The sequence below is a fragment of the Mesorhizobium sp. M2A.F.Ca.ET.043.05.1.1 genome, from assembly GCF_003952445.1.
Taxonomy (GTDB): domain Bacteria; phylum Pseudomonadota; class Alphaproteobacteria; order Rhizobiales; family Rhizobiaceae; genus Mesorhizobium.
The window spans coordinates 4870585-4895736 of sequence record NZ_CP034446.1; the positions used below are offsets into that span (position 1 = coordinate 4870585).

27 protein-coding genes are annotated in these 25152 nt (G+C 64.5%); 16 read left to right on the forward strand and 11 right to left on the reverse strand.

Going from position 1 to position 25152, the window contains the following annotated elements; genetic code table 11:
- Positions 1 to 35 precede the first annotated feature (35 nt).
- The gene (gene trxA, locus EJ069_RS23490) at positions 36 to 359 is read left to right on the forward strand and encodes a thioredoxin (protein ID WP_042637583.1); all 324 of its coding nucleotides are present in this window, start codon (positions 36 to 38) and stop codon (positions 357 to 359) included.
- Positions 360 to 487: 128 nt separating this feature from the next.
- Positions 488 to 769 carry a cupin domain-containing protein gene (locus tag EJ069_RS23495; protein WP_040987071.1) on the forward strand — a complete coding sequence of 94 codons (282 nt, stop codon included), beginning with the start codon at positions 488 to 490 and terminating at the stop codon, positions 767 to 769.
- Between the two features lie 348 nt (positions 770 to 1117).
- Here EJ069_RS23495 and EJ069_RS23500 read toward each other — a convergent pair whose 3' ends face one another.
- The 6 genes from EJ069_RS23500 to EJ069_RS23525 all read right to left on the reverse strand — a co-directional run bounded on the left by EJ069_RS23500 (position 1118) and on the right by EJ069_RS23525 (position 6884).
- Positions 1118 to 1537 (reverse strand): VOC family protein, encoded by a 420-nt coding sequence (locus EJ069_RS23500; protein WP_126063341.1) that lies wholly within the window; start codon positions 1535 to 1537, stop codon positions 1118 to 1120.
- Positions 1538 to 1590: 53 nt separating this feature from the next.
- A complete protein-coding gene (locus tag EJ069_RS23505) occupies positions 1591 to 2916 on the reverse strand; it encodes a folylpolyglutamate synthase/dihydrofolate synthase family protein (RefSeq protein WP_126063342.1) in 1326 nt (441 codons plus the stop codon).
- A gap of 137 nt (positions 2917 to 3053) precedes the next feature.
- Positions 3054 to 3980 carry an acetyl-CoA carboxylase, carboxyltransferase subunit beta gene (gene accD, locus EJ069_RS23510; protein ID WP_126063343.1) on the reverse strand — a complete coding sequence of 309 codons (927 nt, stop codon included), beginning with the start codon at positions 3978 to 3980 and terminating at the stop codon, positions 3054 to 3056.
- Positions 3981 to 4075: 95 nt separating this feature from the next.
- Complete coding sequence (trpA, locus tag EJ069_RS23515; RefSeq protein WP_126063344.1) at positions 4076 to 4915, reverse strand: tryptophan synthase subunit alpha; 840 nt, start codon at positions 4913 to 4915, stop codon at positions 4076 to 4078.
- A 2-nt stretch (positions 4916 to 4917) separates the two neighbouring features.
- A complete protein-coding gene (gene trpB, locus EJ069_RS23520; RefSeq protein WP_126063345.1) occupies positions 4918 to 6138 on the reverse strand; it encodes a tryptophan synthase subunit beta in 1221 nt (406 codons plus the stop codon).
- 86 nt (positions 6139 to 6224) lie between these two features.
- Positions 6225 to 6884: a phosphoribosylanthranilate isomerase gene (locus EJ069_RS23525; protein ID WP_126064855.1), complete on the reverse strand. Its 660-nt coding sequence runs from the start codon at positions 6882 to 6884 to the stop codon at positions 6225 to 6227.
- Positions 6885 to 6994: 110 nt separating this feature from the next.
- On the opposite strand from EJ069_RS23525, the gene EJ069_RS23530 reads away from it, so the two are divergent.
- The gene (locus EJ069_RS23530; protein WP_126063346.1) at positions 6995 to 7210 is read left to right on the forward strand and encodes a hypothetical protein; all 216 of its coding nucleotides are present in this window, start codon (positions 6995 to 6997) and stop codon (positions 7208 to 7210) included.
- A gap of 297 nt (positions 7211 to 7507) precedes the next feature.
- Here EJ069_RS23530 and EJ069_RS23535 read toward each other — a convergent pair whose 3' ends face one another.
- From EJ069_RS23535 to EJ069_RS23550, 4 genes are all read right to left on the reverse strand, one after another.
- A complete protein-coding gene (locus tag EJ069_RS23535; protein ID WP_126063347.1) occupies positions 7508 to 8266 on the reverse strand; it encodes a M48 family metallopeptidase in 759 nt (252 codons plus the stop codon).
- Positions 8267 to 8488: 222 nt separating this feature from the next.
- Positions 8489 to 8968: a DUF2852 domain-containing protein gene (locus EJ069_RS23540; protein ID WP_126063348.1), complete on the reverse strand. Its 480-nt coding sequence runs from the start codon at positions 8966 to 8968 to the stop codon at positions 8489 to 8491.
- A 115-nt stretch (positions 8969 to 9083) separates the two neighbouring features.
- The gene (locus EJ069_RS23545; protein ID WP_126063349.1) at positions 9084 to 10226 is read right to left on the reverse strand and encodes a benzoate/H(+) symporter BenE family transporter; all 1143 of its coding nucleotides are present in this window, start codon (positions 10224 to 10226) and stop codon (positions 9084 to 9086) included.
- 2 nt (positions 10227 to 10228) lie between these two features.
- The gene (locus EJ069_RS23550; protein WP_126063350.1) at positions 10229 to 10999 is read right to left on the reverse strand and encodes an alpha/beta hydrolase; all 771 of its coding nucleotides are present in this window, start codon (positions 10997 to 10999) and stop codon (positions 10229 to 10231) included.
- Positions 11000 to 11212: 213 nt separating this feature from the next.
- Here EJ069_RS23550 and infC point away from each other — a divergent pair, with 213 nt between their 5' ends.
- The 8 genes from infC (at position 11213) to EJ069_RS23590 (ending at position 18177) form a co-directional block, all read left to right on the forward strand.
- Complete coding sequence (gene infC, locus EJ069_RS23555) at positions 11213 to 11749, forward strand: translation initiation factor IF-3 (protein ID WP_010912915.1); 537 nt, start codon at positions 11213 to 11215, stop codon at positions 11747 to 11749.
- Positions 11750 to 11984: 235 nt separating this feature from the next.
- Entirely contained in the window at positions 11985 to 12632 is a 648-nt protein-coding gene (locus EJ069_RS23560; protein WP_126063351.1) for an isoprenylcysteine carboxylmethyltransferase family protein, read from the forward strand.
- A gap of 182 nt (positions 12633 to 12814) precedes the next feature.
- Entirely contained in the window at positions 12815 to 13018 is a 204-nt protein-coding gene (rpmI, locus tag EJ069_RS23565) for a 50S ribosomal protein L35 (RefSeq protein WP_027166935.1), read from the forward strand.
- A 37-nt stretch (positions 13019 to 13055) separates the two neighbouring features.
- The gene (gene rplT, locus EJ069_RS23570) at positions 13056 to 13457 is read left to right on the forward strand and encodes a 50S ribosomal protein L20 (protein WP_040968947.1); all 402 of its coding nucleotides are present in this window, start codon (positions 13056 to 13058) and stop codon (positions 13455 to 13457) included.
- Between the two features lie 105 nt (positions 13458 to 13562).
- Positions 13563 to 14696 (forward strand): phenylalanine--tRNA ligase subunit alpha, encoded by a 1134-nt coding sequence (pheS, locus tag EJ069_RS23575; protein WP_126063352.1) that lies wholly within the window; start codon positions 13563 to 13565, stop codon positions 14694 to 14696.
- The gene (locus tag EJ069_RS23580; protein WP_126063353.1) at positions 14693 to 15130 is read left to right on the forward strand and encodes a GFA family protein; all 438 of its coding nucleotides are present in this window, start codon (positions 14693 to 14695) and stop codon (positions 15128 to 15130) included. Before pheS ends, EJ069_RS23580 begins: the two co-directional genes overlap by 4 nt.
- Complete coding sequence (gene pheT, locus EJ069_RS23585) at positions 15127 to 17535, forward strand: phenylalanine--tRNA ligase subunit beta (protein ID WP_126063354.1); 2409 nt, start codon at positions 15127 to 15129, stop codon at positions 17533 to 17535. Before EJ069_RS23580 ends, pheT begins: the two co-directional genes overlap by 4 nt.
- 39 nt (positions 17536 to 17574) lie before the next feature.
- The gene (locus tag EJ069_RS23590) at positions 17575 to 18177 is read left to right on the forward strand and encodes a nucleotidyltransferase family protein (RefSeq protein ID WP_126063355.1); all 603 of its coding nucleotides are present in this window, start codon (positions 17575 to 17577) and stop codon (positions 18175 to 18177) included.
- A gap of 232 nt (positions 18178 to 18409) precedes the next feature.
- Here the strand turns inward: EJ069_RS23590 and EJ069_RS23600 are convergent, their stop codons facing one another.
- On the reverse strand, positions 18410 to 19405 hold the full coding sequence (locus tag EJ069_RS23600; RefSeq protein ID WP_126063356.1) for an aldo/keto reductase: 996 nt from the start codon (positions 19403 to 19405) through the stop codon (positions 18410 to 18412).
- Between the two features lie 96 nt (positions 19406 to 19501).
- Here EJ069_RS23600 and EJ069_RS23605 point away from each other — a divergent pair, with 96 nt between their 5' ends.
- The 5 genes from EJ069_RS23605 to EJ069_RS23630 all read left to right on the forward strand — a co-directional run bounded on the left by EJ069_RS23605 (position 19502) and on the right by EJ069_RS23630 (position 24937).
- A complete protein-coding gene (locus tag EJ069_RS23605) occupies positions 19502 to 20392 on the forward strand; it encodes a LysR family transcriptional regulator (protein ID WP_126063357.1) in 891 nt (296 codons plus the stop codon).
- A 305-nt stretch (positions 20393 to 20697) separates the two neighbouring features.
- Positions 20698 to 21267 (forward strand): cytochrome b, encoded by a 570-nt coding sequence (locus tag EJ069_RS23615; RefSeq protein WP_126063358.1) that lies wholly within the window; start codon positions 20698 to 20700, stop codon positions 21265 to 21267.
- A 67-nt stretch (positions 21268 to 21334) separates the two neighbouring features.
- On the forward strand, positions 21335 to 21910 hold the full coding sequence (locus EJ069_RS23620; protein WP_126063359.1) for a YceI family protein: 576 nt from the start codon (positions 21335 to 21337) through the stop codon (positions 21908 to 21910).
- 284 nt (positions 21911 to 22194) lie between these two features.
- Positions 22195 to 23181: a Gfo/Idh/MocA family oxidoreductase gene (locus tag EJ069_RS23625; protein ID WP_126063360.1), complete on the forward strand. Its 987-nt coding sequence runs from the start codon at positions 22195 to 22197 to the stop codon at positions 23179 to 23181.
- 100 nt (positions 23182 to 23281) lie between these two features.
- Entirely contained in the window at positions 23282 to 24937 is a 1656-nt protein-coding gene (locus EJ069_RS23630) for an FAD-binding dehydrogenase (RefSeq protein WP_126063361.1), read from the forward strand.
- Positions 24938 to 25152: the final 215 nt, after the last annotated feature.

Consider the following 25152-nt stretch of genomic DNA (forward strand, 5'->3'; position numbering starts at 1 on the left):
TTTGGGGCAACCCGAGTTTTCGAAAGGATTTCAGCATGGCCACCGTCAAGGTCGACAATGGCAATTTCCAGGCCGATGTGCTCAACGCCAAGGAGCCGGTCGTGGTGGATTTCTGGGCAGAGTGGTGCGGCCCGTGCAAGATGATCGGCCCGTCGCTGGAAGAGATCGCCAAGGAGCTCGGCTCTAAGGTGAAAATCGCCAAGCTCAACATCGATGAGAATCCGGAGCTTGCCGCGCAGTTTGGCGTGCGCTCGATCCCGACGCTGATGATCTTCAAGGGCGGCGAAGTGGCCGACATGAAGGTGGGTGCGGCGCCGAAGACCGCGCTGTCGCACTGGATCAACGGCGCTCTCGCCTAAGCCATTCGGATACCCAAGGAACAAGCCCGGCCATCGCGCCGGGCTTTTCTTTGGCGCCATCGCTCATGGCGCCCTGGCCCTGACGTTCGCGCCCGCCATCTCCTCTTCTACAGGAAAAGGAGAATGCCATGACCGGAACAGCCAAGGCCACAGTCCATGTCGACAATGAGCGGGTGATCGTCACCGAGTACCGCTTCGCGCCGGGCGCCAACACCGGCTGGCACCGCCATGGTCACGACTATGTCGTCGTGCCGCTGATGGACGGCAAGGTGAAGCTGGTGACCAAGGACGGAGAATCCTTCGCCGAAATGAAGAAGGGGGCGCCCTATTTCCGTCGCGAGGGCGTCGAGCACGACGTCATCAACGCCAATGACGGCGAATACGCTTTTATCGAGATCGAGCTGAAGTAACCGATCTGGCTAGCCGAAACACCCATCGCGATCGTCATTCCAGGGCGGAGCAGCCGCGAAGCGGCGTCGCGAAGACCCTGGAATCCATTCCGTTACCTTCGCCAAGGCGTGCAACGGAGCAGAATTCTGCACCGCGGCAACGCTTCCAAGTCACGGCATGGATTCTATGGTCTGCGCCGCGTCGCTTCGCTCCTTGCTCCGCCATAGAATGACGAGGTTGGGGCGGCTTCAACCAATCCCCGGCGTTTGCGCTGATTTCACGCAAATAAATCTTGCACCAAGACCAACGGCGACCTTTCAAATCCCTTTGTCTAGCCGAATTTCGGACCAGTCAATCAGCCGAACTAGTCACCAGTCGGCGACGCGATCGCCGCCGGCGAATTGGGCGCTTTTTGTGGTGTATTCAAACAGCTCGATCCTCACGCCGTTGGGATCGCTGATCCAGGCCTGGTAAGTGTCGTCGCAGGCGAGCTTTTTCGGGGTCACCGCGACGCCTTTCGACCGGATATGGGCGATCGCAGCGTCGATATCTTCCACTTCAAGGCAGAAATGGTTGATCTGGTTGCGGTCGCTGTAGCTGGCCTCGTTCTTTTCGAAGACCTCGACATGACTGCGGCCGCCGCAATCGAGATAGAAGCCGAATATCCTGCCGTCGCGCAGGAAATTGAACCTTGTGTCCATGCCGAGCACATCGCGATAGAAGGAGCGCGTCGCCTCCAGGTCGTGCGCGAAGATGCAGACATGGGCGAGCTGCCTGACTTTGATCATGGCCGGTTCCTTTCGGCCCCCGCCGAAATCCGCAGCGCTGTCTCGACCTGGCCTCAGGTCAGCGGCGTGCCGTTTTCGGCCAGCACGGCGCCAGCGAAATAGAGCGAGCCGCCGATGAGAATCCGCGGCGCCGGGCCGTCCCAGGAGTCGCGCAGCAGCATCAGCGCGCTGGCGACGGAACTGACCGGCTCGGCCGACAGGCCGGCCTCTTCCGCACGCAATGCCAGCTCGTCATTCGGGACGCCGGCATCGCTGTTGCTCACCGGCACGGTGTAGACATGGCGGGCGAGGCCCTTGAAGGCGCTGAAATAGCCGGTCTGGTCCTTGGTGTTGATCATGCCGGAAATCAGCACCAGCGGCCTCGGATTCTTTTCCTCCTGCTCGGCCAGGGCCTCGGCGATGACGATGCCGGCGCCGGGATTGTGGCCGCCGTCCAGCCAGATGTCGGCCCCTTTCGGCGCAAGGTCCACCAGCTTGCCCTGCGTCAGCTTCTGCATGCGTGCCGGCCAGGCGACATGGGTCATCGCCCGCTCGGCGGCGCGATGGCCGATCTCGAAGCCGGCCGCCTTTACAGCGGCGATCGCGGCGGCGGCATTCGCGTACTGGTGCCGCCCAGGCAGGCGCGGCAAGGGCAGGTCCATCAGCCCGTCCTCGTCCTGGTAGACCATGCGGCCGTTTTCCTCGAAAGCGAGGAAATCCTGGCCGTAGACAAAGGTCGGGCAATCCAGCCGCTCGGCCGTCTCAATCAGCACCTGAAGCGCCGTCTCGCTTTCCTGGGCGCCGATCACCACCGGGCAGCCGCGCTTCATGATGCCCGCCTTCTCGGCGGCGATCAGCTCGACGCGGTCGCCAAGATAGGCTTCGTGGTCCATCGAGATCGGCATGATCACCGAAACCGCGGGCCGCTTGATGACGTTGGTGGCGTCGAAGCGGCCGCCAAGGCCCACCTCGATGATCGCGGCCTCGGCCGGATGCTCCGAGAACAGGACGAAGGTGACGGCCGTGAGTATCTCGAAAACGGTGATCTTCTGGCCCTGATTGGCCTCGGCGACGCGCGCGATGGCCTCGGCGAAAACATCGTCATCGACGAGCTTGCCGCCGCCTTCGGCCGCCAGCCGGTAGCGTTCGTGCCAGTTCACCAGATGCGGCGAGGTATGGACGTGGACGAGATGCCCGGCCGCCTCCAGCAGCGCGCGCGAGAAGGCGGCGCAGGAACCCTTGCCGTTGGTGCCGGCGATGTGGATGACCGGCGGCAGCCGGTCCTGCGGATTGCCGAGGCGTTCGAGAAGCCGGGTGACGCGGTCCAGCGAAAGGTCGAAGCCTTTCGGATGCAGTGTCATCAGATGTTCGATTTCGCGTTCGGCGGAGAGCGTTGTCATGGCGGAATCCTAACGCCTGACCCGGAGACCGGGAATCGGTCTCGGAACGGTCATATGCAAATAAGAGGCTACAGCAGACAACGCTCGGCGCAAATCGCGGTTCGCGGCGAACGATGTCGCGCCAGGCCGATATCGTGTCAGGCTTGTGGCCGTGACTCGGCGCCGACCACCGCCGGCGGCAGGATCTCCGGCTCCAGCGGCTTGTCGGCCGGCGGCACTTTGAGCAGCATCTTCAAGAGCCGGGAAATGGTCTGGCGCATCTCCAGCCGGGAGACGACCATGTCGACCATGCCGTGCTCCATCAGATATTCGGCGCGCTGGAAACCGTCGGGCAGCTTTTCGCGGATGGTCTGCTCGATGACGCGCGGACCGGCAAATCCGATCAGCGCGCCCGGCTCGGCGATATGGACGTCGCCCAGCATGGCGTAGGAGGCGGTGACGCCGCCGGTGGTGGGGTTGGTCAAAACGACGATATAGGGCAGGCCGGCTTCCTTCAGCCGGTCGACGCCGACCGTGGTGCGCGGCAATTGCATCAGCGAGAGGATGCCTTCCTGCATGCGGGCGCCGCCGGAAGCGGCGAACAGGATCAGCGGCCGCCTGCGCTGCAGCGCGACCTCGAAGGCGTGCACGATGGCTTCGCCGGCAGCCATGCCGAGCGAGCCGCCCATGAAGGCGAAATCCTGCACGGTGACGATGACCGGCAGCCCGTCGATGGTGCCGGCGCCGTTGAGGATCGCATCCTCGAGGCTGGTCTTGGCCTTGGCCTCCTTCAGGCGATCGGTGTAGCGCTTCTCGTCGCGGAACTTCAGCGGGTCCTGGACGACCTTGGGATTTTCCAGCACCTCGTATTTGCCGTCGTCCAAGAAGTATTTCAGCCGCTCCTTGGCCGAGATCTTCATGTGGTGCCCGGAGGCCGGGATGACGAACTGGTTGGACTCGAGGTCTTTGTGGAAGATCATCTCGCCGGTCTCGGGATCCTTGATCCAGAGGTTTTCCGGCATGTCGGTGCGCCGGCCGAGCATCGAATTGATCTTCGGGCGGACGTAATTGGTGATCCAGTTCATGGCTTCGGCTCCCGTCCTGGAAAGGACTTCACGCAATTCCAGGAAAAGTCTGTGGCGATTTTCCGTCCGGAACTGCTTGTAGAGGAATAGTCAGGCTATTCGGCGGCAGCAAGGCGGGCCGAACGGACACCCTGGGCGAGTCCGCTGACCAGCGTGGCGACGGCTTCGGCCGGATCGGCTGTCTTCTCGCCCTTCGGCCCCAGCACATTGGCGATCGCGTTGACGATCGCCGTGCCGACCACGACGCCGTCGGCCGAGGCGCCGATGACCCGCGCCTGCTCGGCGGTCTTGACGCCGAAGCCGACGCAGACCGGCAGCGCGGTGTGGCCCTTGATGCGGGTTACCGCCGTCGAGACCTTGGCGGTGTCGGCCAGCGCCGAGCCGGTGATGCCGGTCATCGAGACGTAATAGACAAAGCCGGAGGTGTTTTCGAGCACCTTGGGCAGGCGCTTGTCGTCGGTGGTCGGCGTCGCCAGCCGGATGAAGTTGACGCCGGCCTTCAGCGCCGGAATGCAGAGCTCCTCATCCATCTCCGGCGGCAGGTCGACGACGATCAGGCCGTCGATGCCGCTGGCCTTGGCGTCGGCGAGGAAGCGCTCGACGCCGTAGATATAGATCGGATTGTAATAGCCCATCAGCACGATCGGCGTCTCGTCGTCGCCGGCGCGGAACTCGGATGCCATCTTCAGCGTCCTGGCCAGGGTCTGGCCGCCCTTCAGCGCCCGAAGACCCGCCGCCTGGATGGCCGGACCGTCGGCCATCGGATCGGAGAAGGGCATGCCGAGCTCGATGACGTCGGAGCCCGAGGCAGGCAGCACCTTCATGATCGACAGCGAGGTCTCGTAGTCGGGGTCGCCGCCCATGATGTAGGTGACCAGAGCCGGACGGCCTTCGGATTTGAGCTTCGCCATGCGGCGGTCGATGCGGGTGGTCATTGTCAGATCTCCATGCCCAGCATCTTCGCCACCGTATGCACGTCCTTGTCGCCGCGGCCGGACAGATTGACGATGACGAGCTGGTCCTTGTCCATCTTGGGCACGATCTTCATCGCATGGGCGATGGCGTGCGCCGATTCCAGCGCCGGGATGATGCCTTCGACCCGGGTGGTGAGCTGGAAGGCCTCCAGCGCCTCGTCGTCGAGGATCGGCTCATACTGGACGCGGCCGGAATCGCGCAGCCAGGAGTGCTCGGGACCGACACCCGGATAGTCGAGACCGGCCGAGATCGAATGGCCGTCGAGGATCTGGCCGTCGGAATTCTGCAGCAGATAGGTGCGGTTGCCGTGCAGCACGCCGGGCCTGCCGGCATTCATCGAAGCGCAATGCTCGACGCCGTCGAGGCCGCGCCCACCGGCCTCGATACCGATGATGCGGACTTCCTTGTCGTCAAGGAAGGGATGGAAAAGGCCGATGGCGTTGGAGCCGCCGCCGACGGCAGCGATGATGACATCCGGCAGCCGGCCTTCCTGCTCCAGGATCTGCGCGCGCGCCTCCGAGCCGATCACCGACTGGAAGTCGCGCACCATCTCCGGATAGGGATGCGGGCCGGCGGCGGTGCCGATCAGGTAATAGGTATCCTCGACATTGGTGACCCAGTCGCGCAGGGCTTCGTTCATGGCGTCCTTCAGCGTGCCGTGGCCGGCAGTGACGGGCCGCACCTCGGCGCCCAGCAACTTCATGCGAAAGACGTTGGGGCTCTGGCGGGCGACGTCAGTGGCGCCCATGTAGACGACGCAAGGATAGCCGAAGCGCGCCGCGACGGTTGCCGAGGCGACGCCGTGCTGGCCGGCGCCAGTCTCGGCGATGATGCGCTTCTTGCCCATGCGCTTGGCAAGCAGGATCTGGCCTAGGCAATTGTTGATCTTGTGCGAGCCGGTGTGGTTCAAATCCTCGCGCTTGAAATAGACCTTGGCGCCGCCGAGATGCTTCGTAAGCCCTTCGGCGAAATAGAGTTTTGAGGGCCGCCCGGCATAGTGGGTCGACAGGTTCTGCAGCTCGGCCTTGAACTCCGGATCATTCTTGGCGTGGTTCCACTGCTCTTCGAGATCGAGGATGAGCGGCATCAGCGTTTCGGCAACGAAACGGCCGCCGAAAATGCCGAACATGCCCTGCTCGTCGGGTCCGGTGCGGAAGGAATTGGGCATAGCCGGCTTGTTCATCGCCGATCTCTCCTTGACTTGGTGAGCATGTCCTTGTCGGAAAACCGGATTCCACTTTTCCGGGACATGCTCGGGTTTGAGCCTGCTCAGGCGGCGCGGTCGTCGCGCGCGGCCCTGACGGCCCGGAAAAACTGCTCGATCAGTGCCGGATCCTTGACGCCCGGAGCGCTTTCCACACCGGACGAGACGTCTATTCCGGGAGGGTTGGCCAGTCTCAGGGCATCGCCGATATTGGCGGCGTTGAGCCCACCGGAAAGCATGTAATCGAGCCCGGCGTCAAGGCCGGCAAGGATGCGCCAATCGAAGGCGACGCCATTGCCGCCCGGAAGCTGCGATCCCTTGGGCGGCTTGGCGTCGAACATGAAACGATCGGCAATCCCGACGAACGGCTTTATACGCTCGAGGTCGGCTGTCTCGCTGACGGAAAACACCTTCATGACCGGCAGGCCGTAACGCGCCTTGATCTCGGCCACGCGCTCAGGCGTTTCCGAACCGTGCAGTTGCAGCATATCCGGCTGCATCTTGGCGACGATCTCGTCCAGGAAGGCATCATCGGCGTCGACCGTGACGGCAACTGCCAAGGCCTTGCCGCGCGCCGCTTCGCGCAGGCGCCCGGCCTCGGCGGGCTCGACATAGCGCGGGCTTTTGGGGAAGAAGATAAAGCCGACATGGCTGGCGCCGCCGGCAAGGGCGGCGGCCATCGCGGCGTCGGTCTTCAATCCGCAGATCTTGATGTCGAGCGTCATGGCGCGGGCTTGGCACGAAAAGCCGCGAGAGTCGAGAAAAAGCATGCTGTTGCCACCACGGCGGAAAACGCTACCTTCATATAGGGACCACAGGCGAGAGCAGGATAATCATGGCCGACCGGACCGTCGCCGAACTCCGACAAAAGATCGCGCAGGCACGCGAGGTGATCGCGCATCTGATCGACAAGGCCGCCGTCAACGGCGCCGAGGCGCACCGGGCGCTGGAGTATTTCAGCAGCGACGCCTTCGACCGGGATTTCCTGCCGTGGCCGCATATCGAGGAAGGGCTGCGGCCCGAGGAGCTGAACGCGGCGAATGATGATTGAGGGGGTGCGTGAGGCGAGGCAACTACGCGGTCGTCATCCTAGGGCGGAGCGACGCGGAGCGGCGCGCAGACCCTAGGATCCATGCCGTTACATCAGCCGAAAGGTGCACCGGCGGAGAATGTTCTCTTTTTCGTTCAACGACATAGCATCGCTTGCACCGCTGCGGCGCTCGCACGTCACGGCATGGATCCTCAGGTCTGCGCGCGTCGCTTCGCTCCTTGCTCCGCCCGTGGATGACGAAGTTGAGATGGCTCGGCTAGCAGTGCCGACGGCCTTCGCACCATTGCCCCGCTGTAGCTACTCAAACACAATCGCCTGCAGCGCGCCGCCGTTGCGCTTCAGCCAGTCCTTGCAGCGGTCGGTATCCGGGCAGAGCTTCTCGCACAGCTTCCAGAATTTCGGGCCGTGGTTCATCTCCTTCAGATGCGCCACCTCGTGCGCCACCAAATAGTTTATCACCGCCGGCGGCGCCATCATGATGCGCCAGGAGAAGGAGAGGTTGCCCTCCGAGGTGCATGACCCCCAGCGGCTGGAGGTATCCTTGTACCTTATGGCCTTGGCGCGCTTGCCGATCGCCTCGGTGTGCTTGACCACCAGCCTTTCGATCTCCTTCTTGGCCTCGCGCTTGAGGTAGTCGGCGACACGGCGCGGCAGATGGATGCGCTCGCCATGGACGACCAGAAGCTGGCCGCGGTCGTCGCGCGAGACGGTGACGGTGCCGCGCTTCGAAGGCTCATGCACGATGCGGTGCGGCACGCCGCGGATCGGGATCTTTATGCCGGGGCGCACTTGCGGGCGGGTCGGCACCTTGGCCAGGCGCTGCTCCAGCCAGTCCTGGTGGCGGTCGAGGAATTTCTCCACCTCTCCCCGGCGCAGGCCGGGCGGCACGGTGACGCGCAGGCCCTGGCCGCCGGAATCGATGCGCAAAGTGAGCCGCCTGGCCCTGGCGCTTTCGACGATTTTCAGCGGGAGCGTGCGTCCGGCGACGCAATGTTCGCGCTCCACGACAGGCGTGGGCTTTGGCTTGGTCAGATTGCGAAAGAAGCCGAGGGTCATGGCTGGACGATACGCGATTCGAAAAAAACGGCCAGTGGAGGGAAGCTACAAAGAGAACAAAAAAGAAACGGCGCCGCTAGACGCGACGCCGCATATTAAGCCGAGACCTGTCCCTGCAGCGCCGCGCGTCCCTTGGACGCGCAAAGGACGCTGCAGCACTTTAAGTTTGCGCATGACCTTTTCCGAAAATCGGCGTCGATTTTCGGGGTCATGCGCAGGATCTCAGTCGTCGAGCAGGTTCGTGCCCTTGCCGCGCTTGGAAGCGGGCTTGTCGGCCGAGTCGGTGGTGGTCGGCGCGGTATGCTTGTTGCGGTTGGCCATGAAGCGGTCGAACTCTTCCTGGTCCTTGGCGCGGCGCAGCTCGCGGGCGTAGTCATCGAACTCGGTCAGCATCTCGTCCAGCTTGCGGCGCTCCTCGGCCAGGCGCTCCAGTTCCTTCTCGCGCCAGTCATCGAAGGCGACGTTGCCGGTGCGGGCCGAGCCGTGACCCCAGCGGGCCGCCTTGTCGGAGCCGCGGCGGCAGCCGGCGAAAATGCCGTCGGTCGCGCGGTTGACGTCGCGCTTGAAGCCTTCCAGCCGGTCGCCCCAGATGATGTAGGCGAGCATGGCGAAGCCGAGCGGCCAGAACACCATGAAGCCGATGACCATCAGCGCGATGGTGGCCGGCGTCCAGGCCGGACGGATCAATGCACTCGTATTCATTTCTCCCAATCCTTCCGTTGGAGACAGCCAAACCGGCTGCGTGGAATCGAAATGGGAAGGCGAAATAGGCTATTCAAGACAAATCCGGCCAAAACCGGCGAAGCGCATGAAATGATTATCGCTTTTTGAGTTTTTCCAGGAAAAGCACTGCCATGCCGGCGACAAGGCCCCAAAAAGCGGCGCCGACGCCGAAAAGCGTGAGCCCCGACGCCGTCACGGCGAAGGTGACGGTGGCCGGCATGCGGTCGCCAGCGTCATGAAGGGCTATCGACAGCGCGTTGGCTAGGGGCGCCGTCAAGGCAAGCCCCGCGACCAGCACGATCAGGCTTTGCGGCAGGACGGCGAAGATCGCCACCAGCGAGGCGCCGAAGATGGCGAAGATGAGATAGGCGAGCGCATAGAACGGCCCGGTCTTCCACCGCTCGGCCGGATCGGGATGGACATCGGGGCCGGTGCAGATTGCGGCCGAGATCGCCGCGAGATTGGTGGTCGCGGCGCCGAACGGCGCCGAGAGCAGCGAGAACAGGCCGGTTACGCCAATCAGCGGGCCGGGTTCGGGGTGGTAGCCGGCGGCGCGCAGCACCGCCAGGCCGGAAAGGTTCTGCGAGGCCATGGTGACGAGATAGAGCGGCAGGGCAAGGCCGATGATCGCCGATGCAGTGAATTGCGGCGCAATGAACGTCAATGTCGACAGTTCCGGCACCGGCAGGCTGCCGACGCGGCCGGTGAGGAAAGCGGCAAGGCCGCCGCCGACCAGCACCACCAGCACGGAAACCGCCGGATTGAACAGGCGGATGACGAAGAAGGCGGCAATCAGCGGCAGGATCAGCCAGGGATCGGCGGGAATGGCCTTCACCGCATTGACGGCGAAGCTGACCAGGATGCCGGCCAGCATGCCGGACGCGACCGAGGCCGGGATCTGCGCGATCAGCCGGGTCAGCGGCTTGAACAGGCCGGTGGCGACCAGAAGGACACCGGTGACCATGAAGGCGCCGACGGCCTGCGGCATCGTGAAACCGCTGGAGGCCGCGATCAGCGCGAGACCCGGCGTCGACCAGGCGGTGATGACCGGCATCTTCGTGCGCCAGGACAGCCACAGGCACTCGATCGTCATGGCAAGGCAGATCGCCGTCACGCCGCTTGCGGTCTCGATCTGTGTGGCACCGACCGCCTTGGCGGCGGCGATGACGAGGGCCAGCGTGCCGCCAAAGCCGACGATCGCGGCGACGAAGGCGGATATCGGGATGGAGATGCGCATGGTCAGGCGGCCCGCCTGACCATGTCGGCGACGGCGCGCTGCAGCATGTCGAGATCCTCGGGACGGGACAGGCGATGATCGCCGTCGGGGATCAGCGACAGCGTCACATCGTCGGCGGGCAGCATCGATGCGAGCTTCAGGGCATGGCTGGACGGCACGTCCGGATCGGCCAGGCCCTGCAATATGTGCACCGGACAGTGCGTGTCGATCGGTCCGATCATGACCCGGTTGGCGCGGCCGTCCTCGATCAGCGCTCGGGTGTAGATATAAGGCTCGTCCGAATAGTCGGACGGCTCGGCAAAAAATCCCTTTTTCGAAAGATCGCGCTTCTGCGCCTTGGTCAGCACCGGTTCGATCAACTCGATCGTGAAGTCAGGCGCCGGCGCAAGCAGCACGAGACCGGCCACGCGGTCGTCGCCCGCCCGGCGCAATTCCTGCACCATGCGCAGCGCGATCCACGCCCCCATCGAGGAGCCGACCAGGACCTGCTTGCCTTTGCTGAAACGCCGGAAGACGGCGAGGCTCTCGGCCAGCCATCTGGAGATCGTGCCGTCGGCGAATTCGCCGCCAGACTCGCCATGGCCGGAATAGTCGTGGCGCAGATAGGCGCGGCCCTCGCGAGCGGCCCAGGCGGCAAGCGTCTCCGCCTTCGTGCCCAGCATGTCGGACTTGTAGCCGCCGAGCCACACCACGCCGGGCGCCGCGCCAGGCGCCTGCCTGACGGCGATGCTCGATCCGTCGACATCGATGAAAACCGGAGCGCTGGCGGCCATGGGCTTGTCCTTTCCGCCGGTCTTTTGACACAGGCGGTGGTTCAACGAAAAGTGCTCGCGGCATTTCTTTGCTTGGTGCAGGTAAAGGCAAGCGGACAGGTGATTTTCCAACCAGCCTGTGCTATTGACTCACGCCCCGCGCTCCCCACATAGGCGCGTCCAGCAATTCGAATTTACTGAACCCTGAACGAAACGGCCGAGGAGACCACGACCATTCGCAGACCTTTCAAAGCAGCGGCACCCACCAAGGACGGGCCGCGCTCCAACCGAGACATCCGGGTTCCCCGGGTCCAGCTTATCGACGCCGAAGGCCAGAACCGAGGCGATGTTTCCATCAACGACGCACTGCTGCTGGCCGAGGAGGCCGGGCTCGATCTCGTCGAGATATCGCCCAATGCTGTGCCCCCCGTCGTCAAGATCCTCGATCTCGGCAAGCTGAAATACGCCAACCAGAAGAAGGCGGCCGAGGCGCGCAAGAACCAGAAGGTCATCGAGATCAAGGAGATCAAGATGCGCCCGAACATCGACAGCCATGACTATGAGACCAAGATGAAGGCCGTGCGGCGCTTCTTCGAGGAAGGCGACAAGGTCAAGCTGACGCTGCGCTTCCGCGGCCGCGAGATGGCGCATATGGAGCTCGGCATGCAGCTTCTGAACAAGGTGCGCGAGGAAGTGGCGACGATCGCCAAGGTCGAGGCGGAGCCGAAGCTCGAAGGCCGCCAGATGATGATGGTTCTGGCGCCGCGCTGACCTTCGGATGGCGCGGCCGCTAAAGCGTCGCGTCCATCACGCTTTCGCGAGTTGCCGGGCAGCGTTGCACCCGCTCTAAAATCCGCCCGAATTGCCGGGCACGGCGTCCCGACGATCGGCGGGGCGCCTGTTTTCAATCCGATCGATGGCTACTCGATGATCGAATTCCTCGATCGCGAGTCAATCGACGATCGGATTTTCCCGATCGCGAGCAAACGCGACGATCGGATGGGTCATGGTCGATGAAGTGAAGGTGCCTGCCGACAACCGGAACGAAGGGTTGGGCGGCTACCAGCACATGCGCCGGATCGTGATCGCGGTGCTGGTGGTGGTGCTGTTCTGCGCGCTGCTGTTTGGCCAGTCGACCTTCCCGCCCGACACCTGGATGCATGAGTCGATCGAGATGTTCGGCGTGCTCTTGATCTTTCTCGGCATAGTCGGGCGATTGTGGTCGACGCTCTATATCGGCGGGCGCAAATCCTCCGAAGTGGTCACCGGCGGGCCGTATTCGATCACCCGCAACCCGCTCTATCTGTTCTCGACCGTGGCGGCCGCCGGCGTCGGCGCGCAGATCGGCTCATTTTCAGGCATCATTCTCTTTGCGCTGCTGTGCGCCGGCGCGTTCCAGATCGTCATCCTGCGCGAGGAGCGGTATCTGAAGGGGGTGCTCGGCGCCCCCTACGCGGCCTATCTGGCGAAGGTGCCGCGCTTCTTCCCGAACCTGTCGCTCTACCAGGAAGGCGACACCGGCAGCTTCAAGCCGCGCCTTTTGTTGAACACGCTGCTCGATGGCCTGGTGTTCCTGGTGGCGCTGCCGGCCTTCGAGCTGATCGACGGCGCGCAGCAGTCGGGGGTATTGCCGGTGCTCTTCCGTCTGCCCTGATCAAGACAGCGCGTTGCATCGCTGCAGGTGTTGCACACAGGCCGTCTTTGATCTATAGGACTGCCGTTCCAAGAAAACCGCCCGGCAGGGCATGCCGTGGCGGTTTCATTTGCTTTTCGGGCTTTGGTCGGCCCGAAGCGGACAAGAAGCGCGATGGTGCGCCACCAATACGGAGTAGCAAAATGCCCAAGATGAAGACCAAATCGGCCGCCAAGAAGCGGTTCAAGATTACTGCCACCGGCAAGGTGCTGTCGGCTGCCGCCGGCAAGCGCCACGGCATGATCAAGCGTTCCAACAAGTTCATTCGCGATGCCCGCGGCACGATGGTTCTGGCTGAACCGGACGGCAAGAAGGTCATCAAGAATTTTCTGCCGAACGGCCTCTAATCCCTCGGCTTGGACAACGTATTAAGGAGATCATGACATGGCACGCGTAAAGAGAGGCGTCACCGCCCACGCCAAGCACAAGAAGGTCCTGAAAGCCGCCAAGGGTTTCTACGGCCGCCGCAAGAACACCATCCGCATCGCCAAGCAGGCGGTGGAGAAGTCGCTGCAGTATGCCTACCGCGACCGCAAGAACCGCAAGCGCTCGTTCCGCGCGCTGTGGATCCAGCGCATCAACGCGGCGGTGCATGAGCACGGCCTGACCTATGGCCGTTTCATCGACGGCCTCAACAAGGCCGGCATCGAGATCGACCGCAAGGTCCTTTCGGACATGGCCATCCACGAGCCGCAGGCTTTCGCAGCACTCGTGGCCAAGGCCAAGGTCGCGCTCGAATATCTGAAGAACACCACGCCGAATGCTTTTGAGAGCGCTGTCGCCTAAGCCAGCGCTTCCCAAGCATTTCTAGTACTGATTTGGGGAACCCGCGCTGGCACGGCTGGCGCGGGTTTTTCTTTTGCCTGATCAAACCAGATGGTGGCGCACCACATGGGTGCTGTCCGCCCGAACGAAGAGAGTTTCGCCGTGAACGCCACTGCTGGAAATCTTGAAGCCCTGGAAGCTTCGCTGCTCGCCGAGATCGCGGCGGCCTCGGACGAGGCCGCGATCGAGGCGGTGCGCGTCTCGGCGCTGGGCAAGAAGGGCTCGGTCTCCGAGATGCTGAAGACGCTCGGCGCCATGAGCGCCGAGGAACGGCAGGTGAAGGGCCCGGCGATCAACGGCCTCAAGAACCGCGTCACCGAGGCGCTCACCCAGCGCAAGGCGGAGCTGAAGGACGTGGCGATCGCCGCGCGGCTCGCCGCGGAGAAGGTCGACGTCACGCTCCCTGTGCGCCAGTCGCCGGCCGAGCGCGGCCGCATCCATCCGATCAGCCAGGTGATCGACGAGATCGCGGCGATCTTCGGCGATCTCGGCTTCTCGATCGCCGAGGGTCCGGATATCGAGACCGACCATTACAATTTCACCGCGCTCAACTTCCCGGAAGGACATCCGGCGCGCGAGATGCATGACACGTTCTTCTTCCAGCCGGACGAGAAGGGCGAGCGCAAGCTGTTGCGCACGCACACCTCGCCCGTGCAGATCCGCACCATGGAGCGGCAGAAGCCGCCGATCCGCATCGTCATTCCCGGCAAGACCTACCGGCAGGATTCCGACGCGACGCATTCGCCGATGTTCCACCAGGTCGAAGGGCTGGTGATCGACAAGACCGCCAACATCGCCAACATGAAGTGGGTGCTGGAGGAGTTCTGCAAGGCTTTCTTCGAAGTGCCGTCGGTCAAGATGCGCTTCCGCCCGTCCTTCTTCCCGTTCACCGAGCCCAGCCTCGAGGTCGATATCCAGTGCGACCGCTCGCGTCCGGGCGAAGTGCGCTTCGGCGAAGGCTCCGACTGGATGGAGATCCTGGGCTGCGGCATGGTGCATCCCAACGTGCTGCGTTACGGCGGGCTCGATCCAGACGAATATCAGGGCTTTGCCTGGGGCATGGGCATCGACCGCATCGCCATGCTGAAATACGGCATGCCGGACCTGCGCGCCTTCTTCGATGCCGATGTGCGCTGGCTGTCGCATTACGGCTTCCGGCCGCTCGACCTGCCGACGCTGTTCGGGGGGCTGAGTACATGACCGCACCCCACACCGGCGGCTGCCGTTGCGGCGGGGTGCGGTTCGAGGCCTCGGCTGAGCCGCACCACATCAGCTATTGCCATTGCGGCGACTGCCGGCGCGCCACGGGCGCGCCGGTGTCGGCCTTTGTCGGCTTCATGGCCGACCAGGTTGCGCTCGAAGGCAAGTCGCTGAAAAGCTATCGCAATGGCCTGGTGGAGCGCTCCTTCTGCGGCACCTGCGGCTCGCCGATTGCCTATGTCGATAAGCGGCTCGACAACCGGATCTATTTCATGCTCGGCGCCATGGATATGCCGGCCTATTTCAAGCCGACGCTGCATGCCTATGTGCGCGAGCAACTGCCCTTCCTGCACATGCCGGACGATCTGCCCAGGCATCTGAAGACCAGTGTGCCCCGACCAGAAGGGCAAGGACAAAACGGAACAGAACCATGAAATTCACGCTCTCCTGGCTCAAGGACCATCTCGAGACCGACGCCTCGCTTGCCGAGATCGTCGAGCGGCTGACGGCGATCGGCCTCGAAGTCGAACATGTCGACGACAAGGCAGGCTTGAAACCCTTCGTCATCGCCAAGGTGCTGACGGCGGTGCAGCATCCCGATGCCGACCGGCTGCGGGTGCTGACCGTCGACACAGGCGACGGCAAGCCGCCGGTGCAGGTGGTGTGCGGGGCGCCCAACGCCCGCTCGGGGATGATCGGCGCCTTCGCCGCGCCCGGCACCTACATCCCGGGCATCGACGTGACGCTCTCGGTCGGCAAGATCCGCGGCGTCGAAAGCCACGGCATGATGTGCTCCGAGCGCGAGCTGGAACTGTCGGACGAGCACAGCGGCATCATCGATTTGCCTGAGGACGCGCCGGTCGGCACCAGCTTCGCGGCCTACGCGCATCTCGACGATCCGGTGATCGAGATCAATCTGACGCCGAACCGGCCGGATGCGACCAGCGTCTACGGCATCGCCCGCGACCTCGCGGCGAGCGGGCTCGGGCGGCTGAAGACAGCACCCGTGGAAGCGATTCCCGGCAAGGGGGCGACACCGGTCAAGGTGACGATCGAGGCGCCCGAGCTTTGCCCCGGCTTCGCGCTGAGGCTGGTCAAGGGCGTCAAGAACGGCCCGTCGCCGAAATGGCTGCAGCAGCGCCTGATCGCCATCGGGCTTCGACCGATCAGCGCGCTGGTCGACATCACCAACTATGTCACCTTCGATCGCGGCCGGCCGCTGCACGTCTTCGACGCGAAGAAGGTCGCCGGCAATCTCGTGGTTCGCCGCGCCAGGGACGGCGAGACGGTGCTGGCGCTGGACGGCCGCGCATATACGCTGACGCCCGAAATGTGCGTGATCGCGGACGACAATGGCGTGGAATCGATCGCCGGCATTATGGGCGGCGAGCATTCTGGCTGCGACGAGAACACCACCGACGTGCTGATCGAATCGGCGCTCTGGGATCCGATCACCACGGCCCGCACTGGCCGCGCGCTCGGCATCATCACCGATGCGCGCTACCGTTTCGAGCGCGGCGTCGACCCGGAATTCATGGTGCCGGGCGTCGAGCTCGCGACCAGGCTGGTGCTCGATTTCTGCGGCGGCACGCCTTCCGAAACCGAGGTTGCCGGCTATGCAGGCCACAAGCCGATGGTCGTGTCCTTCCCGCTTTCGGAAGTGAAGCGGCTGACCGGCATCGAGGTGCCGAGGGAAGAAACCCTCGGAATCCTGGCCCGTCTCGGCTTCGAGCCGCAGGGCTCGGGCGACGTCTTCAAAGTGACGGTGCCCTCATGGCGGCCGGATATCGACGGCAAGGCAGACCTGGTCGAAGAGGTGATGCGCATCCATGGCGTCGACAACATCTTGGCCACGCCGCTGACCTCGCACGACGCCGTCAACGGCAAGATCCTGACCACGCTTCAGGTGCGCACCCGCGCTGCCAAGCGCGCGCTCGCCGTGCGCGGCATGATGGAGGCCGTCACGTGGTCTTTCATCCCGGCCAAGCACGCCGAGCTGTTCGGCGGCGGTCAGACGGCGCTGAAGCTCGCCAACCCGATCGCCGCCGACATGTCCGACATGCGGCCTTCGCTGCTGCCCGGACTGATCTCCGCGGCGCAGCGCAATGCCGACCGCGGCATCGGCGACGTGGCGCTGTTCGAGGTCTCCGGCACCTATGAAGGCGACGCGCCCGAACAGCAGCGGCGCGTTGCCGCCGGCGTCAGGCGCGGCACAGCCAAGCTCGACGGTTCGGGCCGCAGTTGGGCCGGCAATGCCGGGCCGGTCGGCGTGTTCGACGCCAAGGCGGACGCGATCGCGGCGCTGGAAGCCTGCGGCGCGCCGGTCGACCGGCTGCAGATCGAGCCCGGCGGCCCCACCTGGTATCACCCGGGACGTTCCGGCACGATCAAGCTCGGGCCGAAGACGGTGCTCGGCACTTTCGGCGAGTTCCATCCGAAGACGCTGGACGGGCTCGGCGCGTCCGGCCCGATCTGCGGCTTCGAGATCTTCGTCGACGCCGTGCCGGAACCGAAGGCCAAGCCGACGCGCACCAAGCCGAAGCTGGAGCTGTCGCCCTTCCAGGCGGTGAAGCGCGACTTCGCCTTCGTCGTCGACCGGACGGTCGAGGCCGGAACGCTGGTGCGGGCGGCACTTGCCGCCGACAAGAAGCTGGTCACCGGCGTTTCGGTGTTCGACGTCTTCGAGGGCGCATCGCTCGGCGAAGCCAAGAAGTCGATCGCCATCGAGGTGTCGATCCAGCCGGTCGAAAAGACGCTCACCGACGAGGATTTCGAGGCGCTGGCCAAGCGCATCGTCGAGAACGTCAACAAGCAGACGGGCGGCGTGCTGAGAGCATAATGCATTGCCGGCAGGTGGCGAATCGCCTTCCAAAGGGCGATGGACGACCTCCGCTATTCCGGCCTTCCCTTCGAAACGCAACGCGCGGTTTTCCTTGCGATCGTCGCGGCCGATCCGCTGTTGGCCGAGACGCTGGCGCGGGTGCGGGCGCTTGCGCTGCCGGATTGGCTGGTGGTTTCCGGCGCGCTCTACAACAGCGTGTGGAATCATCTGACCGGCAAGCCGCCGGGGTACGGCATCAAGGACGTCGACCTGTTCTATTTCGACGATGCCGATCTTTCCTACGAGGCCGAGGATGTGGTGATCCGCCGGGCGGCGACGCATTTCGACGGATTGCCGCTGCCGGTCGAGGTGCGCAACCAGGCGAGGGTGCATCTGTGGTATCCGGTGAAGTTTGGGCGGGAATGCCCGCGGTACGTGAGTTCGAGCGAGTCGGTGAGCTATTTTGCGTCGAAGACGCATGCGCTAGGGGTGCGGTACGGCAGCGACGGGGCGCTGGAATTGGTGGCGCCGTTCGGGCTGGATGATGTTTTTTCGTTTCGCATCACGCCGAACAGGGCGCTGGACAATCAGCGGACCCATGAGGCGAAGGGGAGAAGGGCCCGGGAGTGCTGGCCGGAGATTGAGGTGGTGCCGTGGTAAGGGGGTGCAGACTAAAATAGGTCGGCGCGAGGCCCCCCTCTCTGCCCTGCCGGGCATCTCCCCCTCAAGGGGGAGATTGGCAGCTTCAGCGCCGGCGCTCCCCTTGCAACGTTGGCGATTGGCGAAAGCCGGTGTGACTTCTGATCTCCCCCCTTGAGGGGGAGATGGCCGGCAGGCCAGAGAGGGGGCCTTGCGCCGGCCTTTCAACAACGGGTGCCAAAGCGCCCTTCGCTCACCCATTCACCAGCGCCAGCAGTTCCTCCGTATAGCGCTTACCGACCACCTTGTCCGGCGACAATGCATCGCCGATCGCCGCCACTTCCGCCGCGCTCAGCTCAATCCCGGCCGCCGCCGTGTTCTGCTCCAGGTGGCGGATTTTCCTCGCACCGGGGATCGGCACGATGAAATCGCCCTGGTGCAGCACCCAGGCGAGCGCCAGCTGCGCCGGTGTCACGCCCTTCTCGGCCGCCATCTTCTCCAACACCGCGATGACGGCGTTGTTGGCTTCCATCGCATCGGCCTGGAAGCGCGGCAAGGTGAGGCGCCAGTCGCCGGCGCCGAGCGCGTCCGGCTTGGCGATCGTGCCGGTGAGCAGGCCGCGGCCGAGCGGGCTGTAAGGGACAAAACCGATGCCGAGCTCGCGGCAGACGGGGAAGACCTCGTCCTCGGGATCGCGGCTCCACAGCGAATATTCGCTCTGCACCGCGGCGATCGGGTGCACGGCATGTGCCCGGCGCAATGTCGCGCCGCTCACCTCCGACAGGCCCAGCGCCCTCACCTTGCCCTCGCGCACCAGCTCGGCCATGGCGCCGACCGTGTCCTCGATCGGCACGTTGGGATCGACGCGGTGCTGGTAGTAGAGGTCGATGACGTCGGTATCGAGCCGCTTCAGCGACGCTTCCGCTACTGCCTTGACGTGCTCGGGACGGCTGTCGACGCCGATCATGCGGTCGGTGCCCGAGCCGTGCTCGGAAATCTTGAAGCCGAATTTGGTGGCGATGGTGACCCTGTCGCGCACCGGCTTCAGCGCCTTGCCGAGCAGGATTTCGTTCTCGAACGGGCCATAGACTTCCGCCGTGTCGAAGAAGGTCACACCGATCTCGACGGCGCGGCGCAGCGTGGCGATCGCCTCGGCCTCCGGCTGGCCGCCATAGCCGAAGCTCATGCCCATGCAGCCGAGGCCGACGGGAAAGACTTCGAGTTCAGTTCCGAGTTTGCGGGTTTGCATGGCGCATCTCCTTATTGCGATGGGCAGGAAATAACGCCTTGCAGCCCGTTCGATAATCGGCTCTCCTTTGCACGACTTGTTCTAAAATATAGATCAATGAACCGCACCAACCTCTCCCAGCTCGCCGTGCTTGCCACCGTCGCCCAATGCGCCAGCTTTCGCGGCGCCGCGCGCGAGCTCGGCATCGCGCCCTCGGCGGTCAGTCACGCGGTGTCGAGCCTGGAAGCGCGGCTCGGCGTGCGGCTCTTGGCGCGCAGCACGCGCAGCGTCGCGCCGACCGAGGAAGGCGCGCAGCTGCTCGAACGGTTGCGCCCGGCGCTGTCCGAGATCGACCTGGCGCTGGAGACGGCGGTCGAGGCGCGCGACCGGCCGGCGGGCAATCTGCGGCTCACCGTGCCGCGCACGGCCGCCCACCTGACGCTGACGCCCAGGCTCGGCGCCTTTGCCGCGGCTTATCCCGATGTCGTACTGGAGATCGTCATCGAGGACCGGTTCACCGATGTGGTCGAAGGCGGCTTCGACGCCGGCGTGCGGCTCGGCGAAAGCCTGCAGCGCGACATGATCGCGGTGCGCATCGGGCCGAACATCCGGGGCGCGGTGGTCGGCGCGCCCTCCTATTTCGCTTCCATGCCGAAGCCGCGCCATCCGCGCGAGCTCGCGGAGCATCGCTGCATCCGCTTCCGTTTCTCCAGCGGCATCCTCTACCGCTGGGAATTCGAGAAGGACGGCGAGGATATCGAGATCGCGGCGCAAGGGCCGCTGATCCTCGACGAGGACCACCTGATCGCCCAGGCGGCGGTCGACGGCGCCGGTCTCGCCTTCGTCTTCGAGCCGTATGTGCGGGCGCCGCTCGCCGATGGCAGGCTGATCCGCGTGCTGGAGGACTGGTGCCCGTCCTTCGAGGGTTTCTTCGTCTATTATCCCAGCCGCCGGCAGATGCGCCCGGCGCTGCGGGCGTTTGTCGATTTCTTCAAGGTGAGCGGGTAAGCGGTCGTTGAAAGCGCCGACAGCAGGCTATCAATTCAGCGTTGATCGCAAGTCCTGCCAAACGCTGGCGCCGCCCCTCATCTGCCTGCCGGCATCTTCTCCCCGTTGAACGGGGAGAAGGGCGCAGTGGCCGGCGGTTTCGCCAATCGCCAACGCTGCAGGAAAAGAACGCCAGCGTCGCGGCCAGCCACTTTCTCCCCGTTCACGGGGAGAAATGGCCGGCAGGGCAATGAGGGGCAGCGCCGGCACCCGAAATCGGGGCGCCCCTCTCGGAAGAAAGCCGGCGCTGGCTTCGTTCGCCTCGCATGCAGTCCCTCACCAACACCCCTACCCGCTACGGCTGGGCGATGATCGTCCTGCACTGGCTGATCGGCATCATCTTCATCGGCCAGTTCGTGCTCGGCGACGTCATGGTGCGAACGACAAGCCAGCGGGCGTCCTTCGAGCTGATCCAGCTGCACAAATCCTTCGGCTTCCTGCTGCTCGGCCTGATCATCCTGCGCATCGCCTGGCGGCTCGGCAATGCTGCGCCGGCGCTACCGGCTTCGGTCGGAACGCTGGAGCGCAGGTCCGCGCCGCTGGCGCATTTCGCGCTCTATGCCTTCCAGATCACGCTGCCGCTTTCCGGCTGGGCCCTGGTGTCGGTGTCGACGCTGGAGATCCCGACCATGCCGTTCAACCTCTTCGTGTTGCCCAACCTGCCACTCGCCGAATCCGACGCAGCGGAGAGCTTTTGGACGTCCGTCCATTGGTATCTCGCCTATGCCGGCATCGGGCTGGTGGCGCTGCACATCGCGGCGGCGCTGCGCCACCATTTCCTGCTGCGCGACTCGGTGCTGACGCGCATGATCACACCTTCGTCAGGCAGGGAATAGAACCGTGCCACCATTCGTTGGTGGGGCAAGAACGCAGAAAATGCGTGTCTGCGGAAGGAAGAAACCCATGAACGCGCGTATCCTCGCATTGGCGGCCTTTGCCGCTTGCCTTGCCGTGCCTGCCGTTGCGGCGGTGGCGCTCAGCGACGCGGCCGGCAGCTACACGATCAGCCCGTCTGGCTCCTCGATCCGCTTCACCATCGGCAAGGCCGGCGGCGGCGGTTTCGACGGCGCTTTCGGCCGCTTCAAGGGCACGATCCGCATCGACAATGGCGATGTCGGCCGCTCCAAGGTCGACCTCACCATCTATCCCGAAAGCGTTGGCACGGGGCAGGGCCGCATCGACGCCTTCCTCCGCTCCGACGCGGTGTTCGACGCCGCCAACAATCCCGAGATCCAGTTCCGCTCGACCAGCGTGACCCGCACTGGCGACACGACAGCGCTGGTCACTGGCCGGCTGACGGCGCGCGGCAAGACGTTTCCGGAGAAATTCACCGCCGAACTCGGCGGATTGAAGGGCGGGACCATCAAATTCCACGTCACCGGCAAGGTGCTGCGGTCGCGCTACGGCATGGATGTCGGCACGCCGCTCTATTCCAATGTCGTCGACTTCGACATGACGCTGACGGGGAAGAGGGGGTAGGCGCGGCACATTTCCTCGCCCCCGCGAAGGCGGGGGAGAGGTGGCTCGGGCGAAGCCCGAGACGGAGCGGGGGCGCCCTCCGCGTCGGCAGAGCCTTCGCAGAATTGTGCTGTCGTCAGTCCACTCCAAAGCCCGGCACTCTACGAAGGCCCCTCTCCGTCCCGGCTTCGCCGGGCCACCTCTCCCCACTGCGTGGGGCGAGGAAGGTGCGCTCCCTCCTGCATTGGCTTTTCCGTCGATTTCAGGCAAACCTCGTCGCCTGTAAACCGAGATGGAGAAGCGTGATGTTCCGATGGGGTGTTCTGTCGACGGCAAAGATCGGCCGCGAGCAGCTTTTGCCGGCAATCGTGGATTCGGAGAACGGCGTCCTGTCGGCGATCGCCAGCCGCGACCTGTCGAAGGCCAAGTCGCTGGGCGAGCGTTTCGGCGCCCGCAATGCCTTCGGCTCCTATGAGGAACTGCTTGCCTCCCCGGACGTAGACGGCGTCTACATCCCGCTGCCGACCTCGCAGCATGTCGAATGGACGGCGAAGGCGATCGAAGCGGGAAAACATGTGCTGGTGGAAAAGCCTCTGGCGCTCAACGCCAAGGACATCCCGCCGCTGATCAAGCTGCGCGACCAAAAGAAGGTGCTGGTCTGCGAGGCGTTCATGGTCACCTACCATCCGCAATGGATCAAGGTGCGCGATCTCATTGCCAGCGGCGCCATCGGCCGGCTGCGGCACGTGCAGGGCGCCTTCTCCTACTACAATGTCGATCCCAACAACATGCGCAACAAGCTCGATCTCGGCGGCGGCGCGCTGCCCGATATCGGCGTCTATCCGACGGTGTCGACGCGGTTCTCGACCGGCAAGGAGCCGATCCGCGTTCAGGCGACGATCGAGCGCGACAAGACCTTCGGCACCGACATCTATTCCTCGATCCGCGCCGATTTCGGCGACTTCGAATTGTCCTTCTACCTGTCGACGCAGATGGCGGCGCGCCAGGTGATGGTGTTCCACGGCGAGAAAGGCTTCATCGAGGTCTTCGGCCCGTTCAACGCCGGGCTCTACGAGCATCACCGCATCGAGCTGCACAACCAGAACCACACCGAGGCGCAGGTATTCCGCTTCCCCGGCACGCAGCAATACCGGCTGGAATGCGAAGCCTTCGTGCGCGCCGCGCAAGGCGGCAAGGACCGCGTCTTCACGCTGGAGGAATCGGTGCTCAACCAGAAGGTCATCGACGCCATCTTCCGCGCCGGCGAAAAGGACGGCTGGGAGCCGGTCTGACGATTTTTGCTTTACTCAATTCCAAACGGAAAACCGCGTCACACTTTCCTGGAATTGCGTAGGCTTCGAATAAGTTTGCCGGCTCATTCTGGGAGGAAAAATGGCTGACGCGGACGTGATCATTGTCGGCGCGGGGCTGGCCGGCCTCGTCGCCGCGGCCGAGCTGGCGGAGGCCGGCAAGAAAATCATCATCGTCGACCAGGAGCCGGAGCAGTCGCTGGGCGGCCAGGCCTACTGGTCCTTCGGCGGGCTGTTCCTGGTCGACTCGCCGGAGCAGCGGCGCATGCGCATCCGCGATTCGCACGACCTCGCGCTCGAGGACTGGATGGGCACGGCCGCCTTCGACCGTCCGGAGGATTTCTGGCCGCGCAAGTGGGCCGAGGCCTATGTCGGCTTCGCCGCCGGCGAGAAGCGCTCCTGGCTGATCGAGCGCGGCTTGAAATTCTTCCCCGTCGTCGGCTGGGCCGAGCGCGGCGGCGGCAATGCCGTCGGCCACGGCAATTCGGTGCCGCGCTTCCACGTCACCTGGGGCACCGGACCCGGCGTGCTCGAACCTTTCGTGCTGCGCGTGCGCGAGGCGCAGAAGCGTGGGCTCGTCGAATTCAGGTTCCGGCACCGGGTCAACGAGATCGTCCGCACCGGCGATACCGTCACCGGCGTGCGCGGCGGCGTGCTGGAGGCGAGCAGCGTCGAGCGCGGGCACAAGAGCTCGCGCGCCGTGGCCGGCGCGTTCGAGTTCAGCGCGCAGGCGGTGATCGTCGCTTCCGGCGGCATCGGCGGCAATCACGAGCTGGTGCGCAGGAATTGGCCCGAGCGCCTGGGCGCGCCGCCCAAGCGCATGATCACCGGCGTGCCGGACCATGTCGACGGGCGCATGCTGGCGATCACCGAGGCCGCGGGCGGAAGGATCATCAACCGCGACCGCATGTGGCACTATGTCGAGGGCATCAAGAACTGGGCGCCGATCTGGACCGAGCATGCGATCCGCATCCTGCCCGGCCCCTCCTCGCTCTGGCTCGACGCGCGCGGCAAGAGGCTGCCGGTGCCGCTCTATCCGGGCTTCGACACGCTGGCCACGCTCAGCCACATCATGAGCACCGGCTTCGACTATTCCTGGTTCATCCTGACCAGGAAGATCATCCAGAAGGAGTTCGCGCTGTCGGGCTCCGAGCAGAATCCGGATCTCACCGGCAAAAGCTGGCGGCAAGTGCTGGGCCGCGCAACATCGGGCATTCCCGGCCCGGTGAAAGCCTTCATGGAAAAAGGCGAAGACTTCATCGTCGAGGCCGATCTTTCGAAGCTGGTGGCGCACATGAACGCGCTGGCCGGCGGCGAGCCGCTGCTGGACGTCGCCCAGGTCGAGCGCGAGATCCGCGCCCGCGACAGGCAGCTCGACAACCCGTTCTCCAAGGATGCGCAGATCACGGCGCTGCGCGGCGCGCGCACCTATCTCGGCGACAGGCTGATCCGCACGGCCAGGCCGCACAAGATGCTCGATCCGGCGAACGGCCCGCTGATAGCGGTGCGCCTCAACATCCTCACCCGCAAGACGCTGGGCGGGCTTGAGACCGATCTCGACAGCCGCGTGCTCGATGCCGCCGGAAAGCCGGTTCCGGGGCTCTACGCGGTCGGCGAGGTAGCCGGCTTCGGCGGCGGCGGCCTGCATGGCTATGCGGCGCTGGAGGGCACCTTCCTCGGCGGCTGCATCTTTTCGGGGCGCAGCGCCGGACGGGCGGCGGCGGGTGCGGTGGCCTGAACGATCGAATGGTGTTGTCGCAAGCTCGTGAATTGGCCCACCTTGTCTGCTGCGGCATCATTCCGGCGATTGAATATTCTTTGAAGTCGATGCCCGAAAAAGCGTGACGACGCGCGGGGCGGTCTCCGGCAAGTTTGGACACTTTCCCAAGCAAGAGCGTCTCATACGATGGGTACCCACGCGCTTTAACAGATGCTAATATTCTCCGTTACTCG

Excerpts from the sequence above, each read along its gene's own strand:
- EJ069_RS23540 (WP_126063348.1), bottom strand. The coding sequence starts at position 8,968 with ATGAATACGAGTGCATTGATCCGTCCGGCCTGGACGCCGGCCACCATC.
- EJ069_RS23545 (WP_126063349.1), bottom strand. The coding sequence starts at position 10,226 with ATGCGCATCTCCATCCCGATATCCGCCTTCGTCGCCGCGATCGTCGGC.
- EJ069_RS23620 (WP_126063359.1), top strand. The coding sequence starts at position 21,335 with ATGAACGCGCGTATCCTCGCATTGGCGGCCTTTGCCGCTTGCCTTGCC.
- trpB (WP_126063345.1), bottom strand. The coding sequence starts at position 6,138 with ATGAACAAGCCGGCTATGCCCAATTCCTTCCGCACCGGACCCGACGAG.
- EJ069_RS23615 (WP_126063358.1), top strand. The coding sequence starts at position 20,698 with ATGCAGTCCCTCACCAACACCCCTACCCGCTACGGCTGGGCGATGATC.
- EJ069_RS23625 (WP_126063360.1), top strand. The coding sequence starts at position 22,195 with ATGTTCCGATGGGGTGTTCTGTCGACGGCAAAGATCGGCCGCGAGCAG.
- EJ069_RS23560 (WP_126063351.1), top strand. The coding sequence starts at position 11,985 with ATGGTCGATGAAGTGAAGGTGCCTGCCGACAACCGGAACGAAGGGTTG.
- pheT (WP_126063354.1), top strand. The coding sequence starts at position 15,127 with ATGAAATTCACGCTCTCCTGGCTCAAGGACCATCTCGAGACCGACGCC.
- trpA (WP_126063344.1), bottom strand. The coding sequence starts at position 4,915 with ATGACCACCCGCATCGACCGCCGCATGGCGAAGCTCAAATCCGAAGGC.
- pheS (WP_126063352.1), top strand. The coding sequence starts at position 13,563 with ATGGGTGCTGTCCGCCCGAACGAAGAGAGTTTCGCCGTGAACGCCACT.
- EJ069_RS23630 (WP_126063361.1), top strand. The coding sequence starts at position 23,282 with ATGGCTGACGCGGACGTGATCATTGTCGGCGCGGGGCTGGCCGGCCTC.
- EJ069_RS23505 (WP_126063342.1), bottom strand. The coding sequence starts at position 2,916 with ATGACAACGCTCTCCGCCGAACGCGAAATCGAACATCTGATGACACTG.
- EJ069_RS23525 (WP_126064855.1), bottom strand. The coding sequence starts at position 6,884 with ATGACGCTCGACATCAAGATCTGCGGATTGAAGACCGACGCCGCGATG.
- EJ069_RS23550 (WP_126063350.1), bottom strand. The coding sequence starts at position 10,999 with ATGGCCGCCAGCGCTCCGGTTTTCATCGATGTCGACGGATCGAGCATC.
- EJ069_RS23500 (WP_126063341.1), bottom strand. The coding sequence starts at position 1,537 with ATGATCAAAGTCAGGCAGCTCGCCCATGTCTGCATCTTCGCGCACGAC.
- accD (WP_126063343.1), bottom strand. The coding sequence starts at position 3,980 with ATGAACTGGATCACCAATTACGTCCGCCCGAAGATCAATTCGATGCTC.
- rplT (WP_040968947.1), top strand. The coding sequence starts at position 13,056 with ATGGCACGCGTAAAGAGAGGCGTCACCGCCCACGCCAAGCACAAGAAG.
- EJ069_RS23535 (WP_126063347.1), bottom strand. The coding sequence starts at position 8,266 with ATGACCCTCGGCTTCTTTCGCAATCTGACCAAGCCAAAGCCCACGCCT.
- EJ069_RS23580 (WP_126063353.1), top strand. The coding sequence starts at position 14,693 with ATGACCGCACCCCACACCGGCGGCTGCCGTTGCGGCGGGGTGCGGTTC.
- EJ069_RS23605 (WP_126063357.1), top strand. The coding sequence starts at position 19,502 with ATGAACCGCACCAACCTCTCCCAGCTCGCCGTGCTTGCCACCGTCGCC.
- EJ069_RS23495 (WP_040987071.1), top strand. The coding sequence starts at position 488 with ATGACCGGAACAGCCAAGGCCACAGTCCATGTCGACAATGAGCGGGTG.
- rpmI (WP_027166935.1), top strand. The coding sequence starts at position 12,815 with ATGCCCAAGATGAAGACCAAATCGGCCGCCAAGAAGCGGTTCAAGATT.
- trxA (WP_042637583.1), top strand. The coding sequence starts at position 36 with ATGGCCACCGTCAAGGTCGACAATGGCAATTTCCAGGCCGATGTGCTC.
- EJ069_RS23590 (WP_126063355.1), top strand. The coding sequence starts at position 17,575 with ATGGACGACCTCCGCTATTCCGGCCTTCCCTTCGAAACGCAACGCGCG.
- EJ069_RS23530 (WP_126063346.1), top strand. The coding sequence starts at position 6,995 with ATGGCCGACCGGACCGTCGCCGAACTCCGACAAAAGATCGCGCAGGCA.
- EJ069_RS23600 (WP_126063356.1), bottom strand. The coding sequence starts at position 19,405 with ATGCAAACCCGCAAACTCGGAACTGAACTCGAAGTCTTTCCCGTCGGC.